Consider the following 17,640-nt stretch of genomic DNA (forward strand, 5'->3'; position numbering starts at 1 on the left):
ATTAAGCAATTTAAGTTCCTAAAAAGGTCGCAAATGAAAAGTTGTTACGTTTTTACAGACAAAAATTTAGCACATCTGCAAGAAATTATAGCTACAAAATTCAAAAAAGTTGAGATTTTTAAGATAATCCCAGATGAAAACGATAAAAATAACTTAATAAATTCAAATGAAAAAGAATTTTTTCTAAAATTTATAGATAAATTTGAAGAGCTAAAAGCTAAAAGCGACTTTGTCATAGTTCTTGGCTGTGAGGGCTTTAGCGTCTTTGGCAAAAGCGAGCTAAATTTAAAGCTAGCTAGAAATTTAAACGCACCAGTTTTTGATGAAAACGCAAGCGAGCTAAGGGTGTTAAATTTAAACTCAAAACTTCTAATCACCGATAATTTTGATGAAATTTTGAGCTACAAAGCTGACATCATCACACCATTTAAATTTCAAAGCTTGCTTCTAAAAAGAGCTAAAGCGGCGAACAAAACCGTTGTTTTACCAGAGAGTGACGATGAGAGAATTTTAAAAGCGGCCCACATCATACTAGAAAAAGATGCGGCAAATATCATCTTGCTAGGACTTGAAGATGAAATTTCAAAAAAAGCGGCCGCTTTGGGGCTAAATTTAAGCAAAGCAAAGGTGCTAAACCCAGCACAAAACGAGCTGACAGATGAATTTGCAAAGAAAATTTATGAGCTTAGAAAGCATAAAGGCGTGGATGAAGCCAAGGCAAATATGCTTGCAAGAGATAAAATTTACTTTGCTACGATGCTAATTCATGAAGGCATAGCTGATGCCTTAGTAAGTGGCGCTACGATGAGCACAGCTGATACGATCCGTCCAGCTTTACAGATCATAAAAACAAAGCCAAATGTAAGTGTGGTAAGTGGGGCATTTTTCATGGCACTTGAAGAGGAAATTTTGCTTTTTGCCGACTGCGCCGTCACGCCAAATCCAAGCACAGATGAGCTAGCTAGTATCACGCTAAGTAGCGCTCAAACGGCAAGCGCTTTTGGACTTAGCCCAAAGATCGCTATGTTGAGCTACTCTACGGCTGAGAGTGGAAGTGGGCCTGATGTGGAATTTGTAAAAGAAGCTGCCAAAAAGGCGAGCGATCTTGATGCGAATTTAAAAATTGCAGCGCCAATTCAGTTTGACGCGGCCGTTGATCTAAGCGTGGCTAGTAAAAAAATGCCAAACTCAGAGGTAGCTGGGCATGCAAATGTCTTTATCTTTCCAAATTTAAACTGCGGAAACATCTGTTATAAAGCAGTTCAGCGAAGCGCAAATGCTCTAGCTGTGGGTCCGATACTTCAAGGGTTAAAAAAGCCGGTAAATGACCTAAGCCGCGGTTGCCTTGTCGAAGACGTGGTAAATACCATCTTAATCAGTGCCATACAAGCAGGAGAATAATATGAGAATTTTGGTTTTAAACTCGGGTAGTAGCTCAATAAAATTTCAACTTTTTGCAATGGATACCAAAACCAGTCTAGCAAGCGGTCTAGTTGAGCAAATCGGTAGCTCCAGCTCAAGAGCAGTACTAAAAGCAAATGGCGAAACCTATGAGATAAAACGCTTCATAAAAGACCACCATGACGGGCTTGAGGCGATGAACGAGCTCTTTGTCACATCACACACCTTGCACGATCTAAGCGAACTTGATGGTATCGGACATAGGATAGTTCACGGGGGCGAGAGCTTTTTTAGCTCAATGATCGTTGATGAAAGCGTCATCAAAAAGATCGAGGAGATAAGCCCACTTGCCCCTCTTCACAATCCAGGGCACCTTGCTGGCATCAAAAACGCAATGAAAGAGAGCAAAAACGTGCCTCACGTGGTCGTTTTTGACACAGTATTTCATCAAAGCATGCCAGAGTACGCCTACCGCTACGCCCTACCATACGACGTTTGCAAGACTCATCACATCAGAAAATACGGCTTTCATGGCACATCACATAGATACGTCTGCAAACAAGCGGCCAAAATGCTTGGCATAGAGTTTGACAAATTTAACGCTATCTCGCTTCATCTAGGAAATGGCGCCTCAGCCTGTGCGGTACAAAATGGCAAAAGTATCGATACCTCGATGGGGCTTAGCCCGCTTGAAGGGCTCATAATGGGCACAAGAAGCGGCGATATGGACCCAGCTGTGGTCATTTACTTGCTAAATATCGGCGTTTTAAAATGGAACGAGATAGATAACTTTTTAAACAAAAAAAGCGGACTTTTTGGAATTTGTGACTCAAGCGACATGAGAGAGGTTGTGGCCAAAATGCAAAACGACGAGCGAGCAAAGCTTGCTTTTGAAATGTTTTGCTACCGAGTAAAAAAATATATTGGCTCATATTACGCCATTTTAGGACGCGTTGATGCACTTATATTTACTGGCGGTATTGGCGAGAATGCACCAAACACAAGGCAAAAAATTTGTGATGAACTAAAGCATCTTGGTATTCACATAAATCACGATCTAAATTTCCAAGACATGCAAGGCGAGAGATGCATAGACGGGGATGACGCTAAGATAAAAACGCTCATCATCCCAACAAACGAAGAGCTAGAAATCGCGATAGAAACGGCTAGAGTAATAAAAGAGAACAAAGCCAAATAAATAGATGTTTAAGCCAGACTTGATATATAAATTTTAAGCCTAATTAGTTTTAAAATAGAATTAGCGTTATTTTTAGGTTATAAGATAAAAAGCTTTTGCGAGTTTAAAATCGCAAAAGCTTGCAATCAATTTTTCTTAAAAAATCTCAAAATTTTTGCTTGAAGTTTAAACTGATCTGAAAGCTCCATTATCGGATAAGCTCCAGCGTATTTTTTGCCACCAGGTAGATCTTTGCTAACGCCTCCACGTGCTGCGATCTGCGCGAAGTCACCCACTTTTACATGACCAGCTGAGCCACTTTGTCCGCCCATTACGACGTTTCTGCCTAGCACTGTTGAGCCAGCAAGGCCAGTTTGTGAGACTATTAGGCAGCCATTTCCAAGCTCACAGTTGTGACCTATTTGAACGAGATTGTCTATCTTTGTGTAGTTTGCGATCATCGTGCTTTCAAAGACGCCGCGATCTATCGTCGTGCAAGCGCCGATCTCGACAAAATCGCCTAAAACTACGTTGCCATTGTGATAAATTTTTACATGCTCGCCAGTTTTTGTATGCGCATAGCCAAAGCCATCGCTTCCAATCACACAGTTTGCTAGTAGGTGGCACTCGTTACCGATGACGCAGTCGTTGTAGATGACTACGTTTGGGTGGATGATGCAGTTTTTACCGATAGTCACATTATCGCCCAAAAATGCTCCAGCCATGACTATCGTATTTTCACCAATGCTCACATTTGAGCCTATGTAGACATTTGGCATTATCTTTGCACTCTTGGCGATATTTGATGGTTTTGGCTCGCAAAAAAGCGGCTTTGCATAATCTTTACTAAGCAAGGCAAATGCAAGATGTGGATTGTCGCAGACAAGTGCGACCATGCCAGCTGGCACCAGATCCAAAAGGGCTTTTGTGACCAAAATAGCTCCAGCATTTGAGTTGCTTATAAATTTAGCATTTTTCTCGCCATCGCAGTATGTTAGCTCAGCTTTATTTGCATTTTTTAAAGAATTTAAGGCAAAAATTTCTATATCTTCTCCGCAAAAAGTAGCATTTACTTTTGAGGCTATTTCATTTAGTTTCATCATATATCCATTATCACAGATCCGCCACGTACGACGTCAACTGGGTTAAATTTCTTTATCGATTTTAAAAAGCTCTCGATCCTACTCGCATCGTCAGCCACCATGACAACGATGTAGTTTTCGTTTGTGTTTGTCACGATACCGTTGTATGCCTTTAGTATCGCTTCAAGGCCAGCAAAATTTTCACCAAGCGGAATTTTCACAAGAGCCATCTCTTTTTCGACAAATTCGCCACTTTCTATGACTTTATACGTTGGTATGAGCTTATGAAGCTGCTTTACGATCTGCTCTAAAACTCTCTCGTCGCCACTAGTTACGATGCTCAGTCTTGAGAAGTTGCTCTCAGGTATTGGAGCAACTGTGAGCGTGTCGATATTGTAGCCCCTGCCCGCAAAAAGCCCAGAAATTCTAGCCAAAACGCCGTGTTCATTTAAAACTATAACCGAAATCGTTCTTCTGATACTCATTTTTCTTCCTTGCTCTTTAATATCATATTATAAATCGCAGCTCCAGCTGGAACCATAGGAAGTACATCCTCAAAGCGGTCGATCCTAACGTCGATCATCGCTGATTTCTTACTATCGATCGCTTCTTTTAAAGCCTTTCTAAACTCGTCCTTGCTCTTGCAAACAAAGCCAATACCGCCAAATCCTTCAGCGATCTTTACAAAATCAGGCTGCAAGCTAAGATCAGTCGATGAGTAGCGTTTTTCATAAAAAAATGTCTGCCACTGACGAACCATGCCTAAGAAGTTGTTGTTTAAAATGATGTTTATAACAGGCATATTTATCTCATGAGCAGTCATTAATTCTTGGATATTCATAAGTATTGAGCCATCGCCTGTAAAATTTATAACAAGATTGTCTGGTTTTGCGCATTTTGCGCCTATCGCTGCAGGGAGGCCAAATCCCATTGTGCCAAGTCCACCACTTGTGACAAGCTGTCTTGCTCGGTTAAACGGATAAAACTGCGCCACCCACATTTGGTGCTGCCCGACGTCTGTTGAGATTATCGCATCAGCTCCTGCTATCTTCGCGGTCTCTTCGATGACCCATTGCGGTTTTAGGACCTTGTCGCTATCTGTGTAGCCAAGTGGATTTAGTTTAGAATATCTATCTAAAATTTCTCTCCAAGGTGCGTAGTTTTCAGGCTTTGCATTGACTTCGTCATAAAGCTCGGTTAGCACGTTTGTAAGATCACCAACTATCGGATAGTGAGCATTTATGATCTTTGATATAGAGCTTGGATCGATATCGATGTGGATAATCTTTGCATGTTTGGCAAACTCGTCCGTCCTGCCAGTGATCCTGTCACAAAATCTAGCTCCAAGCGAGATGAGAAGGTCGCACTCACTAAGTGCCATATTTGAAGCGTAGCTACCATGCATGCCTGCCATGCCTAAATTTAGCTCATCTTTTGCGTCAAGCACGCCAAGAGCCATAAGCGTTTCGACTGCTGGAATGCCAGTTTTTTTCATAAATTTACGGATAATATCACTAGCTCCAGATGCAACCGCGCCACCACCAATGTATAAAAGCGGTCTTTTAGCTTCATTTATCGCAACTGCTGCTTTTTTTATCTGCTTTTGGTTGCCTTTATAAGTTGGCTTATAGCTTGGGATAGAAATTTCTTTTGGATAGACAAAATCTCCAAGTCTTGATGTGATATTTTTTGGGATATCGATATGAACTGGTCCTGGGCGGCCTGATCTTGCGATGTAAAACGCCTCTTTTATGATACGAGGTAGCTCTTCAACGCTATTAACTAAAAAATTATGCTTAACACAGGGGCGTGAAATGCCGACCGCATCGATCTCTTGAAAAGCATCTGTACCGATCATAAATGTTGGTACTTGACCGCTTATAAGCACGATCGGTATGCTGTCGCTATAAGCTGTTGCAAGGCCAGTGACTGCATTTGTAAAGCCAGGGCCACTTGTCACAAAAGCAACGCCAACTTTACCACTAACCCTAGCGTATCCATCGGCCGCATGAACGGCTGCTTGCTCGTGGCGAACCAAAACGTGTTTAAAATAAGTCTGTTTGTATGTTTCGTCGTAGATATTTAAAGCTGCACCGCCAGGATAGCCAAAAACTATCTCAACGCCCTCTTCGTGCAAGGCCTCGCTTATCATCTGTGAACCAGAAATCTGTTTTATCATCACTTTAGCCTTTTGATAAATTTATCGCAGATTATATCCCAAAGCATTTTAAATCCATTTTAACTTTCTAGCGAATTTTAGGTATCGTTTTGATTTTTTTGAAAAATTTTTAACTAGTTTAGAAGAATAATACAAAATATTTTACATAAAACTAAACATATTACTTTTAGTAAAATTGATAAATTTAAGTGAGTAAAGGCTATAAAATTTTAAGAGCTAAAACTCATTTGTATAAATTTTAGGCTTAATTTTTTAATTAAAATAAGCCTAAAATTTTGCTTCATTTTTTATATCATTTAGCTTTTTAACGGCTTCGTCAAAGTCATCAGAATTTATAAAAACATTAATATTTTCATTTTTCTTATAGACTTTATCGTAGTATTTTGTGAGTAAAATTTCAGTTACTTTAGCAATGTCATTTTCATTAAATTTAGCCACAGCTTCATCTCTAGCTTTTTTATCGATAAATGGTGAAATTTTTTTCATACATTCGTCAAAAAAAGCTTTATCCACACTTTTATAGTCATCTACTATACAAGAAATTCTTTTTTCTAAACTTGCACTTACTTCGACATTTATGCCACTACGCATCGCCTCATAAAGACTTTTTGGCAAGCTTAATGAGCCTATTCTTCTGCTTTCGCCCTCAATAAAGCAAATTTTATCTTTTAGCGTTATGAGCTTTTCAAATAACGCATCTTCAAAGCTTTTTTGGCTTGGCTGCGCGCCATTTATCGCCCCAAAGACAGATCCTAAATGATTTGCCATAGCTTCAAGGTCTATTGACGGACTTAGAGCCCTTATGAGCTTACTTTTATAGCAGCCAGTATTGCCAAAAAGAGTGATAAATTTCGTGCTCAAAGGTCGATTTAGAAATTCTAAAACGTAATTTCTATAAGCTTTATAGCCACCACTAAGTCTAAAAACTCTATATCCTATCATGCTTAGCACATAGCCAACAGAATTTGATCTAAGCCCACCTTTAGCGCAGTAGATGCCAATAGCTGAACCAACCTTGGCTCTTTTATAAACCTCATCAATGATATTTTGTAAATTTTTGCAGACATACTTTGCACCAAGGTTCTTTGCCAGGGATCTATCGCTTTTATAGATCGTACCTACCTCTTTATGTTCCGCGTCATTTAAAGCGTATAAATTTATGGCATCTTTTATGTGTGAATATGAAAATTCATGTGGCGATCTTGCGTCTATTAAAATTTCAAAAGAGCTTCTTTTCTCTAGCCACTGCTCTGCATCAAGCTCAAATAACGGCACTAAATGCCTTTTTTAGTTTCTCAAAAAGTGGATGAAATGGCGTGCCGTTTACTCTCACATCAGAGATGGTGGTTATAAAATTTGTATCCCCGCTCCACCTTGGCACAAGATGATAATGCACGTGCTCAGCTATGCCAGCTCCCGCTGCCTTGCCTAAATTCATACCTATATTTACGCCATTAGCATAAAGCTCTTTTTTTAAAATTTCAACTCCAAGCCTTACAAATTTACTCATCTCAAACCAAGTCTGTTCATCAAGCTCTTCGATCTTATCGGTATGCTGATTTGGTATTATCATAAAATGACCTGGAGAATACGGATATAAATTCATAATCCCAAAACAATGTTTAGCTCGAAAAAGTACGCCATTTTTATCATCATCATCTGAGTTTATAACATCACAAAAAACACAGCTATCTTTTTTAGCGCTAAAGTATTCGCTTCTCCAAGGGGCACAAAGGTGCTGCATTACTCACCCTCCTTTATCTTTTTGACGGCATTTTTTATATCATCTTGTCTCATAAAATGCTCTCCTATCAAGAAAGCATCTACGCCTATTTTACTTAGCTCTCTAAGCTGTTCATGCTCGTAAAGACCGCTTTCAGCGACTATTATCTTGCCATTTGGCAAAAGTGGTATGAGCTTCTCACAAAGGCTCATATCCATCGTAAAATCATCTAAATTTCGGTGATTTATACCTATTATATTTGCTCCTGCAAAGATAGCTTTTTTCACATCACTCGCATCGTGAGTTTCAACCAAAACTTCAAGACCTAAATGATGAGCGTAGTCTAAAAGCTCTTTTAGCTCGTTTTGAGTTAATGCTTTTGCGATGAGCAAGATAAAGTCTGCCCCATAAACAAGAGCTTCAAGAATTTGATACTTATCAATAATAAAGTCTTTTCTAAGGATCGGCCTTGAGGCGTAGCGGCGAACTTGCGTGATATACTCGATGTTGCCTTTAAACCAATGTGGTTCAGTCAAGATACTAAAGGCATTTGCGTATGGCTCGTATTCCTGAGCGATTTTTATAGGTTCAAAGTCTTCTCTTATTACACCCTTACTTGGGCTTGCTTTTTTAATCTCAGCTATGATTTTTATCGGCTCATTTTGACTTGCTCTAAGCGCATTTAAAACATCTCTTGGTACGTATGGATTGTACGCTAGAGAGCGACCAAGCCACTCCTCAGGGAAGTCTGCTTTTCTTTTTTCAAGATCATATTTGGTTTTTTTTATTATCTCATCAAGTATCATTTTTTAAGCCTTTTATTTAGATTTATTATACAGCGCTCTATTAGGTGCAAATGCTCTTTTGCCTCTTTTGAAGTCCTAAAATCAACATCTTTCATTGCATGTTGCATTATACTTTTTGCTTTTTTGCACTCACCGAGCTTAAAATAACCCCACGCTAGCGAGTCCTCGTAGTAAGGCGAGTCTGGCGAGATGACAAGTGCCTTTTGCACAAGCTCTATACCCTTTCTAGGGTCAATATCATGATCTATCAGCAAGTAGCCATAATAGTTAAAAAACATATCATTTTCTAGCTTTGGCACACTAGCTTCAAATTTATCTAAAATTTCAGCCATTTTTTGTTCGTTCAAGTTATCTTTATTCATCTCGTATTCGTAAATAGCGGCTTTTGCCAAAAAATTTAAATCCCTGCTATCGTTATAAATTTTAACAGCAAGTATGTATGCGTCACCAAAATTACTAGTCGCCGCATAAAGATCCATAAGCGCTATATCGTTGTAGCTATATTTTTTTAAAATTTCAATTGCTGCTTTGTAATTTTTATCATAGATAAAAAACTGCACGATCTTATCAATATACGAAGTATCGTGATTTAGTTCATAAAGCTCTTCAAAGAGTTCGATCACCTTTGGGAAATTTCTTTGCTGGGAGTAAATTTCAGCCAAAAGCTCGCAAGTCTTTAGCGTGCAGCCTTGTTCATCTCTAAATTTTTCAAGATATTTTGTAGCGTCTTTTATCTTATCCATGCGATTTATCAAAATATCAACGATGCGGAGCAAGTTTTCTTCTTCTTGCTTTAGTGAGTATGCCTCTTCAAAGTATTTTAGTGCAGTCGTTGTTTCATTTTGCATCATACAAATAGTGCCAAGCATGAGTAAATTTTGAGCGTTTGGCTCTTTTGTGGCAAGCTCTTGCATAAGCTCTTTTGCCTCGTTTAGCTTAGAGAGATTGACCAAATTTGCAACCTTAATCCTGATAAAATCGCTATCATCTTTTAAGCTCTTCTCGCCATCACTCATGAGGCTATCTAAATTTTCATTTTTTGTAGCAAAGGCGAGTTTGATCGCCTCTTTTAAATAAGCTTTTTGATTTGTATCTTTAAAAATGTTTGAGTAAGCTTGAATGCTAGCATTCACATCTCCGCTATCTTGAAACAATAAAGCCTGCATTAGACGTAAATTTATACTTTTATTATCGTCAGCCAAAAGTAGCTGCGAGTTAAAAAATACGCTCATAAAAAATACTAAAATTTTACGCCAATACATTCTGCTTTTAGCTCCTTTAAATTTTTTTTAAAATAATTCCAAAATGGAAAAGTCCTACATTGCTGTGGCCTTAGCTCATAAACTGAACAGTTTTTATTTTTTTCATCAAAAAATACACAAGCAAAGCCATCTTCATAAGGCTTTTCTTTTATGCTACACCTTAGCCCAACTCTTATTAAAAACTGCTTTTCAAACTCATCTTTACTCATATGAAATGCGGTGCAAAATTTTGAAATTTCTTCTTCATTTATCCAGATGTAGCCACTCTCTCCCGTGCAACACTTACCGCCACAGCTCTCGCAAAAGCTCGCATCAAACTCATAGTTAAAGCCTTGCACCCTCACGCTAGCTCCTGATAATCAACGCTCTTTGTATCAGCTTTTTTAAAAATTTCAATCGCCTCTTTTGTATGCGAGCCATTTTCACTCATCACCAAAGGTGGCAAAATTTTTAGCTTTGAGTTTGAATTATTTCTTACCTCAAACAAGGCCAAATTTGCTGGCTTATCAGCCTTTGTATGAATAAATTTTAGGCTTACTAAATTTAGCTTAAACTCTTTTAGACACATTACGATCTGGCTAAGATCATCAGGTGCATAGCAAAAAAATGCTCTTTTGTGAGGTTTTAAATTTATGCTTACGCCTCTTATAAAGTCTTTTAGACCCAAAGAACTTGTGTATCTACTAGCTTTTATATGCTCATCTTCGCTCTGCTTTGCACCCTCGTGATAAAATGGCGGATTTGATACGATGAGGTCAAATTTCTTACTATCTTTAAAATTTGCGAAATTAACATTTATAATTTCTGCCTCCAAGCCATTCTTACTGGCATTAAATTTAGAAATTTCACCATTTATCTGTAAGATATCAAGCAAGCTTAGACTGGAATTTTTAAAGTCGCGTTTAAGTAAAAGCCCAAGTATCCCGCACCCTGCGCCAACGTCTAAAATTCTACCTGAAAAATTTTTCAAACTTGATCTTATAAAATCATAAAGCACCAGCGTATCGCTGTTGTAGCGATAGCCACTTTTTAGCTGAGCCAAGATCATCTATATACCTTGATGATAAAGCCGCGCGTTACGTCTTTTACGATCACTTCTGAGCTAAAGCTTATCCTTGCAAAATCGCCAAATTCCTCTTTTATAAGCTCGGCTGCTGCCTTTGCGCGCTCTTTACCAACGCCATAATTTACATAGTTATTTAGCCTGCCAAGATCGTCTTTTTTGATACTTTGCGCCACATTTGACGGGATGACAAAATTTTTCTTATCTACGATCGGAATTATCTCATAAAGGTAGTTTGAGTTAAATCTTTGCAAAAATTCGCTCACTCTATTCTTACACATCACGCTAATCTTATCTTTTGCGTCCATGTCATCACACTCAAGGCTGGAGATCAAAACTAGCTTTGTTGGCGTCTCTGGCTTAGTTGTCGCTTGCAAGATATTTTTTAAATTCACATTTTCATTTTCAAGCTCATCTTGTCTATTTAAATTTTGCTCGATATCTTTTTGAAGTTCGATGATTTTGGCATTTACTGGACTTCCTTTTGCGCTAGATGAGCTAAGTTCATTTATTTTAGAATTTAACCTTTCAATCGTCTTATTGCTCTCGTTTAACTTATGTTTTGCACTCTCTAGCTCATTTTGTAAGCTTAGTAAATTTTTACCACCACTTTTATTACTATCAGCAAAAAGAGCCGACGTATCGGCTATCTTTTTTTGCAAAATATTTATTTGCTGACGCAAAATTTCATAATTTTGCATATCGATCTTTAGCGTCCTTTTTTGAGCTTCTAGCTCACTTTGCTTTGCTGCTAGCATTTGGCTTGTTTGCGTGAGATTATTTTCTAGCTCTTTTATCTTTTCATCTTTTAAATTTATCTTTGCACTTAAATTTTTTAACTCGCTGTCATTTAAACCAAGCTTTTGGGTCTGCAAAGAGATAGTTTGATTTTGCTCAAACAAAGTTTTTAAAAATTTATTTGTCTTTGTATCAAGCGTCTTTAGCTCATCTCTTGTATTTTTAAGGCTCTCTTCACTTAAATTTAGCTTTTTGCTTAGCTCATTTAGAGTTGAGTTTGCGTCTAAATTTTGCTTTTCAAGCTTTTTATTTAGAGCATTTGCCCTCTCAAGCTCTTTTTTAAGCGAGCTTATATTTTCATTTGCAAGCTTGTTCTCTTGCTCGCTTTTTAGGCTCTTTTGTTTAAGATCATAAAAGCTTTTATGAAGCGCCGCAAGCGAGGCATTTAGCTCTAAATTTTTGCCATTATAGCTTTGTGCCATTAGATCCTTTGAGTTTAGGTTTTTCTTGATCTCTTCAAGCTCGTAAATTCTATCTTTTAGTGCAGTCTTATTTGACTCAAGAGCCTCCTGCAAGTCGATTATCTTATTTGCCTTCTTAGAAAGCTCATCCTCCATAACGCTCTTTTGCGTCTCAAAGCCATCATTTAGCGCATTTATCTCTTTTTCATAACTAAATTTTTGAGTGTTAGCGTCGTTTTTAACTCGCTCGATCTCCTCTTTTAAAAGCAAAATTTCTTTTTTCTCGCCTCTATCTTTTTCATTTTGAGCTTTTTCATACTCTTTTATAAGAGCTTCTTTTTGCGCAAGTGTCGCATTTAGCTCGTTATTTTGCTCTTTTAAAGCGGTGTAGTTTGCCTCGAAGCTCTCTTTAAATTTATTAAAGCTGGCCTTGGCATCTTTAAGTTTGCTCTCATCGCCATTTCTAGCGTCATTTATCGCATTTTCAAGGTCGATTATCTTTTTCTCATAAGCCTTTGAGCTCTCTATCATATCAGCTTGCGCTTCATTTAGGCGCTTTGTCAAAGCTTGGATATTTTCAAAGTGTTGCGCCTCAAGCTCGCCAAGAGCCTTTTGATTTTTTTCTACTATCTCGTTTTTTTCATTTTCGATATTTCTTTTCATCTCTGAAATTTTGCTTATGAAGTCTAAATTTTTCTCGCTCATATCGACATTATCAGCGGCCAAAATTTCATTTTTTTTGCTTAGCTCGCGCACTTGCTCTTGAAGCTCTTTTACATTGTCTGATAAATTTAGATCCTTGTCATCAACAAAATTTTGCATGTAGCTCTTTGGCGTGATGTAGCCGCCATACTCGTAAAGATCGTCTTTGCTTACATATCTTTGCTTCTCTTCTTCGGGGAGATCATCAAAATTTATAGAATAAATCGTTTGATTAGTATCTTTTGGCGTCTCGTCCTCTTTTTGAAATTTCAAAAACGAGAGAGAAAAGCCAACTATCAGACAAACAATAGCTAGTGCGATTTTATTTATCAAGCTTGTGCCTTGCCTTTTAAGATATCTTTGATAACGCTATGAGCGTGATTTAGTCCGACTACTATCGAGCCGCCATTTTTTAAAACGATGTCGCCTCCCACATATAGTCCTGGCACGCTACTTTGGTAATTGCTATCAACTATCGGAGTGCCTTTCTCATCAGTTTTTATCTGACATTTTTGTAAAAAATCCACCGGACTTGAGCCACCGATCGCATAGACAACCCTGTCATAGACACGGATTTTGCCATTTTCATAATGCACTCTTACCTTGCCTGATTCATTATCGATCTCGGTTATATCGTGATTTAGCCTTACTTTTATTTTATTATGCTTCTCAAGCTCCCAAAGTGCGCTTAAATTTGTCTCATTTACACGGCTAAATTTATCTTTTCTGTAAGCGATCGTAGTTTTGTTATACTGACAAAGCTCGATAGCGTACTCAACCGCAGAGTTGCCACCGCCCACAACTAGCACTTTTTCGCCGTTTGTGCAGTTATCAAGGTTAAAATTTACAACTGAATTTAGTGATGGCGGGATCTTATAGTCAGGTTTGTTTGGTCGTCCCATTTTGCCGATCGAGACCATCACGTTTTTGGCTTCATAGACAGCTTTTGAGGTAGTTACTTTAAAAATTTCGCCCTCTTTTTTTACGCTTTCGACCTCAGAGTTAAAAAACGCCTCGATATTCTCAGAGTCAAGTAGCTTGTCAAAATAATCAAGCGTACTCTCTTTTGTGCCATCTTCAAACGAAACTAGCCCATGTATCGTGCTATCTTGCCCTTTATACTCTTTATCTACGCGTTTATTGTCTTTATAAAATTTTCTGATCGTTTGGCTGTGGTTGTCGCCTTTTTCAAGGAGCAAAACATTACTTAAGCCATTTCTTTTTGCCTCTACTACGCTAGCTATGCCACAAGGTCCGCCGCCAACTACTATTAGATCATAAATATTTGCCATATTTTTCTCCAAATTTTATAAATTTTAAGCTTTTTTTACTAGATCAGCCATCAAAAATGCAAGCTCTAAAGCCTGATCGGCATTTAGTCTTGGATCGCACTGCGTCTCATATCTCTCTTTTAGCGAGCTTTCAGTGATGTTTAGCGCGCCACCAGTGCACTCAGTCACATCTTTGCCAGTCATCTCAAGATGCACGCCACCTGCTCTTGTGCCCTCAGCTTTATGAATTTCAAAAAAGCTTCTAACCTCGCTTAAAATTTTACTAAATTCACGAGTTTTGTAGTTGTTCGAGGCTTTAACTGTGTTGCCATGCATAGGATCGATGCTATAAACGATATTTAGCCCCTCGCGCTTTAGCTCTCTTAAAATTTTTGGTAAATTTTCGCCGATCTTATCAGCGCCCATTCTGATTATCACATTTAGTCTGCCAGCTTCATTTTCTGGATTTAGCTTATTTGCAAGAGCAATGACATCTTCAGCTTTTGCGCTTGGTCCGATCTTTACGCCGATAGGGTTTTTCACACCACTTAAAAAATGCACGTGAGCGTCGTTTATGCCGCGCGTCCTCTCGCCTATCCAAAGCATGTGAGCTGAGCAGTCGTACCACTCGCCACTAAGGCTATCAACCCTAGTTAGCGCCTCTTCATAAGGCAAAAGTAGCGCCTCGTGAGATGTATAGACTGCTGTTTGATTTATCGCTGGGGTATTTGCCGAAGTGATGCCACAAGCTGCCATGAAAGATAGAGTTTTTGTTAGATCGTCAGCTAGTTTTGCGTATTTCTCGCCGATCTCTGGCTTTTTAACAAAGCCTAAATTCCACTTATGCACCTGATGAAGGTCTGCCAAACCTCCTCTTGAAAAGGCTCTTAAGAGGTTCATCGTAGAAGCACTTTGATAGTAGGCCTCTATCATGCGTTTTGGGTCGGCAACTCTAGCCTTTTCGTCAAATTCAAAGCCATTTATGATGTCACCTCTATAGCTTGGCAACTTAACGCCATTTACCTCTTCATAATCGCTACTTCTAGGCTTTGCAAACTGCCCTGCTACGCGGCCTACTTTGACTACTGGACAGCCACCAGCAAAGGTTAAAACTATCGCCATTTGAAGTAAGACCTTAAACATATCTCTGATGTTGTTTGCGTTAAAATTTGCAAAGCTCTCAGCGCAGTCGCCACCTTGAAGCAAAAATGCCTCGCCATTGCAAACTTTTGCAAGCTCATTTTTAAGACTTCTAGCCTCACCAGCAAATACCAAAGGCGGAAGTGCTTTTAGTTTTTCTTCAGCCTCTTTTAGCTCTTTTAAATTTGGATAAGTTGGTTGTTGCAAGATATTAAATTCTCTCCAACTATCTCTGTTCCAAGTCATAAATTTTTCCTATCTTTTACCTTAATTTAGCGCTGATTATATCACGCAAAACTTAAAAAATAAAAGCCATTAATGGGTTATTAAAGATATTTTGCATACAATCGCTACTTTAAATTTACCCAAAAAAAGAGAAGATTTTTTTCATGATAAAAGGCATTTTTTATTCGCTTTTGGCATCAGTTTTATTTAACTGCATCTACTACATGTCAGTGCTCATGAACCCCATCAGCACGCAAGCTCTTATTGGATACCGCATGATCTTTGCCATGCCTTTTGTCATCGCCGCCATTTTTTTGTTAAAACAGCAGCGAAATTTCAAATTTTTACTTCTAAAAATAAAGCTAAAACCTAAAATTTTACTAGTTTTGCTTGCTACCTCGCTCATCGTCTCATTTCAGATGTGGCTCTATCTCTGGGCTCCAAGTAACGGCGCAGCGCTAAAAGTCTCGATAGGCTACCTCATCATGCCAATAGTCATGGTCCTTTTTGGACGGATATTTTTCAAAGAGCACCTCTCAAAAACAAAGTTAGCATCGATATTTTTCGCTGCCATTGGCGTCTTTAGCACAGCAGTCATTAGTGGTGGCATCTCGTGGGAGAGCGCTGTAGTTTTTTGCCTTTATCCAGTCTATTTTACCATTAGAAAGTACTACAACCTTGCAAATTTCTCAAGCTTTGTTATCGAGATAATTTTTATGTTTTTATTCTCATTTTATTTTGCGCTCACAGCCGATATGGACTACGTAATGAGCCAAAATCCAAACATCTACTATCTGCTCATCTTGCTTGGTGCTATCAGCGGCATAGCCCTCATCGCCCAGATCCTCTCAAGCACGCTCGTGCCGATAAATGTACTAGGTTTGCTTACATATTTTGAGCCTATAATGATGCTTTTTGTCTCATTTGCCATCGGCGAGAGACTGGAGAAAAGCTCATACTTTTTGATGATCTGCCTAGCCATCTCTGTCACGCTTTTGATGATAGATAGTATAAATTCTATAAAAGGCGACAAAAATACCAAGACTAAATGAGAGCCAAAAAGGCGTTATTCTCGCGCTTAGCGCCTTTTTTATGTGGGGATTTTTGGCGGTTTATTTCAACCTATTTAGCAAAGATGTCGATGCTTATGAAATTTTAGCCCACAGGATCATCTGGTCATTTTTCTTGATGGCGGCAGTGCTTTGCATTAATGGCAAAATGGGCGAAATTTTTACTTTACTTAAAGATATTCGTTCGCTAAAAATCCTATTTTTGAGTGGCATATTTATCACCACAAACTGGGGCGTTTATGTCTATGCTGTTAGCAATGGAAAAATTCTTGACACAAGCCTGGGCTATTTTATAAATCCACTAATAAGCATGCTCCTTGGTGTTATCATCTTTAAAGAAAGGCTAAATAAAAGCGGAATTTTAGCCATTTGTATAGTCGTTTTAGCTATTAGCGTACAAATTTATGCCCAAGGCGGATTGCCATTAGTTTCCATTATCTTGCCGCTTTCATTTGGATTTTACGCAGCAGTTAGAAAGATGGCAAAGATTAGCGCATTTAACGGGCTTTTTATAGAGACGTTTTTTATGTTCCCATTTGCACTTGCCTACGTTTTTTACATAGCATTTTTGGGCAAAAGCCACTTTGGACTAAACGAAGACTCACTTTTAATGATCGCTTCAAGCATCGTAACTATCGTGCCGCTTGTCGCTTTTAATGCAGCCGCAACAAGGATAAATTTAACAACGATTGGCTACTTGCAATACATCTCGCCAACCATCGCGATCCTTTGTGCGGTATTCATTTACGGCGAAAATTTAGACGGCTACAAAGTCATCTCGTTTTGCATGATCTGGCTGGCACTTGCGATAATTAGCATAGATAAATTTAGAAAAAGGAGTAAATATGAATAGCGTAACGATTTATTTGCTGCTTGCGTTTTTTGCGGCGCTTATTTTATATTTTCAGATACAAAAACTAACCAGAAAGCTCGACGAAGAGGGGGCGGTGCCAGCTTATCAAAAGGCTGCGCAAGAGGTTTTAGAAAATTTAAGCAATGCTGAGAAATATCCAAAATTTTGCAACGTAATATTTAAAAAAATAAACGCCTTAAGGCAAGATATTTTATTTGAAGATGCGCTAAATAGTGAGTCTGATAAAGATAAAGCATTAGATGCCTTAGAGCAAATAAGAGAAAAATTAGAAACTTTATCAAAGCAAGAGAATTTAAGCTGGGAGAGCGAACTCTTTGCGATCTTGGATGAGCTCGATGGCTTTGTAAAGATAAATTTCAAAAACGGCGAAAATAGAGCCGAAGAGCTAAGAGAGGAGCTAAAGAGAGAATTTGATGGGTTGTGATGATTTTTTACATAAATAGAATTTGTTTTTAAAAAGATTTAA

The 17,640-nt window shown here is 38.4% G+C and carries 17 protein-coding genes; 5 read left to right on the top strand and 12 right to left on the bottom strand.

Annotated elements, in window-relative coordinates; translation table 11 throughout:
- Positions 1–33: 33 nt before the first annotated feature.
- Positions 34–1,401, top strand: a complete 1,368-nt coding sequence (gene pta / locus CYO92_RS08020; RefSeq protein WP_103588664.1) for a phosphate acetyltransferase — start codon at positions 34–36, stop codon at positions 1,399–1,401.
- 1 nt (position 1,402) lies between these two features.
- On the top strand, positions 1,403–2,599 hold the full coding sequence (locus CYO92_RS08025; RefSeq protein WP_103588665.1) for an acetate kinase: 1,197 nt from the start codon (positions 1,403–1,405) through the stop codon (positions 2,597–2,599).
- A 125-nt stretch (positions 2,600–2,724) separates the two neighbouring features.
- On the opposite strand, the gene lpxD is transcribed toward CYO92_RS08025, so the two are convergent.
- The 12 genes from lpxD to CYO92_RS08085 form a co-directional block, all read right to left on the bottom strand.
- Positions 2,725–3,678: a UDP-3-O-(3-hydroxymyristoyl)glucosamine N-acyltransferase gene (gene lpxD / locus CYO92_RS08030; protein WP_103588666.1), complete on the bottom strand. Its 954-nt coding sequence runs from the start codon at positions 3,676–3,678 to the stop codon at positions 2,725–2,727.
- On the bottom strand, positions 3,678–4,139 hold the full coding sequence (gene ilvN, locus CYO92_RS08035) for an acetolactate synthase small subunit (protein WP_223154400.1): 462 nt from the start codon (positions 4,137–4,139) through the stop codon (positions 3,678–3,680). Before ilvN ends, lpxD begins: the two co-directional genes overlap by 1 nt.
- A 2-nt stretch (positions 4,140–4,141) precedes the next feature.
- Positions 4,142–5,836, bottom strand: a complete 1,695-nt coding sequence (locus tag CYO92_RS08040) for an acetolactate synthase large subunit (RefSeq protein WP_180997824.1) — start codon at positions 5,834–5,836, stop codon at positions 4,142–4,144.
- Positions 5,837–6,106: 270 nt separating this feature from the next.
- Positions 6,107–7,114, bottom strand: a complete 1,008-nt coding sequence (gene mnmH / locus CYO92_RS08045) for a tRNA 2-selenouridine(34) synthase MnmH (RefSeq protein ID WP_103588668.1) — start codon at positions 7,112–7,114, stop codon at positions 6,107–6,109.
- Positions 7,101–7,583, bottom strand: a complete 483-nt coding sequence (locus CYO92_RS08050) for an HIT family protein (protein ID WP_021091390.1) — start codon at positions 7,581–7,583, stop codon at positions 7,101–7,103. Before CYO92_RS08050 ends, mnmH begins: the two co-directional genes overlap by 14 nt.
- Positions 7,583–8,368, bottom strand: coding sequence for an indole-3-glycerol phosphate synthase TrpC (gene trpC / locus CYO92_RS08055; RefSeq protein WP_103588669.1), 786 nt, complete (start codon positions 8,366–8,368; stop codon positions 7,583–7,585). Before trpC ends, CYO92_RS08050 begins: the two co-directional genes overlap by 1 nt.
- Positions 8,365–9,600, bottom strand: coding sequence for a tetratricopeptide repeat protein (locus tag CYO92_RS08060; protein WP_180997993.1), 1,236 nt, complete (start codon positions 9,598–9,600; stop codon positions 8,365–8,367). Before CYO92_RS08060 ends, trpC begins: the two co-directional genes overlap by 4 nt.
- 8 nt (positions 9,601–9,608) lie before the next feature.
- Entirely contained in the window at positions 9,609–9,974 is a 366-nt protein-coding gene (locus tag CYO92_RS08065) for a YkgJ family cysteine cluster protein (protein ID WP_084107877.1), read from the bottom strand.
- Positions 9,971–10,678, bottom strand: coding sequence for a tRNA1(Val) (adenine(37)-N6)-methyltransferase (locus tag CYO92_RS08070; protein WP_103588671.1), 708 nt, complete (start codon positions 10,676–10,678; stop codon positions 9,971–9,973). The genes CYO92_RS08065 and CYO92_RS08070 overlap by 4 nt, the downstream gene beginning before the upstream one ends.
- Entirely contained in the window at positions 10,675–12,927 is a 2,253-nt protein-coding gene (locus CYO92_RS08075; RefSeq protein WP_103588672.1) for a vesicular transport factor Uso1p, read from the bottom strand. Before CYO92_RS08075 ends, CYO92_RS08070 begins: the two co-directional genes overlap by 4 nt.
- Positions 12,924–13,886 (bottom strand): NAD(P)/FAD-dependent oxidoreductase, encoded by a 963-nt coding sequence (locus tag CYO92_RS08080; RefSeq protein WP_002942343.1) that lies wholly within the window; start codon positions 13,884–13,886, stop codon positions 12,924–12,926. The genes CYO92_RS08075 and CYO92_RS08080 overlap by 4 nt, the downstream gene beginning before the upstream one ends.
- Before the next feature lie 24 nt (positions 13,887–13,910).
- Positions 13,911–15,251 (bottom strand): class II 3-deoxy-7-phosphoheptulonate synthase, encoded by a 1,341-nt coding sequence (locus tag CYO92_RS08085; RefSeq protein WP_103588673.1) that lies wholly within the window; start codon positions 15,249–15,251, stop codon positions 13,911–13,913.
- A 143-nt stretch (positions 15,252–15,394) separates the two neighbouring features.
- Here CYO92_RS08085 and rarD (CYO92_RS08090) point away from each other — a divergent pair, with 143 nt between their 5' ends.
- Genes rarD (CYO92_RS08090) through CYO92_RS08100 form a run of 3 tightly spaced genes read left to right on the top strand, consistent with a single transcriptional unit; the run spans position 15,395 to position 17,598 of the window.
- Positions 15,395–16,282, top strand: a complete 888-nt coding sequence (rarD, locus tag CYO92_RS08090; protein ID WP_009293763.1) for an EamA family transporter RarD — start codon at positions 15,395–15,397, stop codon at positions 16,280–16,282.
- A 16-nt stretch (positions 16,283–16,298) separates the two neighbouring features.
- Positions 16,299–17,153: an EamA family transporter RarD gene (gene rarD / locus CYO92_RS08095; RefSeq protein ID WP_223315385.1), complete on the top strand. Its 855-nt coding sequence runs from the start codon at positions 16,299–16,301 to the stop codon at positions 17,151–17,153.
- Positions 17,146–17,598, top strand: a complete 453-nt coding sequence (locus CYO92_RS08100; protein WP_103588675.1) for an aryl-sulfate sulfotransferase — start codon at positions 17,146–17,148, stop codon at positions 17,596–17,598. The genes rarD (CYO92_RS08095) and CYO92_RS08100 overlap by 8 nt, the downstream gene beginning before the upstream one ends.
- Positions 17,599–17,640: the final 42 nt, after the last annotated feature.

This window comes from Campylobacter concisus (assembly GCF_002913715.1).
GTDB classification, from domain to species: domain Bacteria; phylum Campylobacterota; class Campylobacteria; order Campylobacterales; family Campylobacteraceae; genus Campylobacter_A; species Campylobacter_A concisus_AG.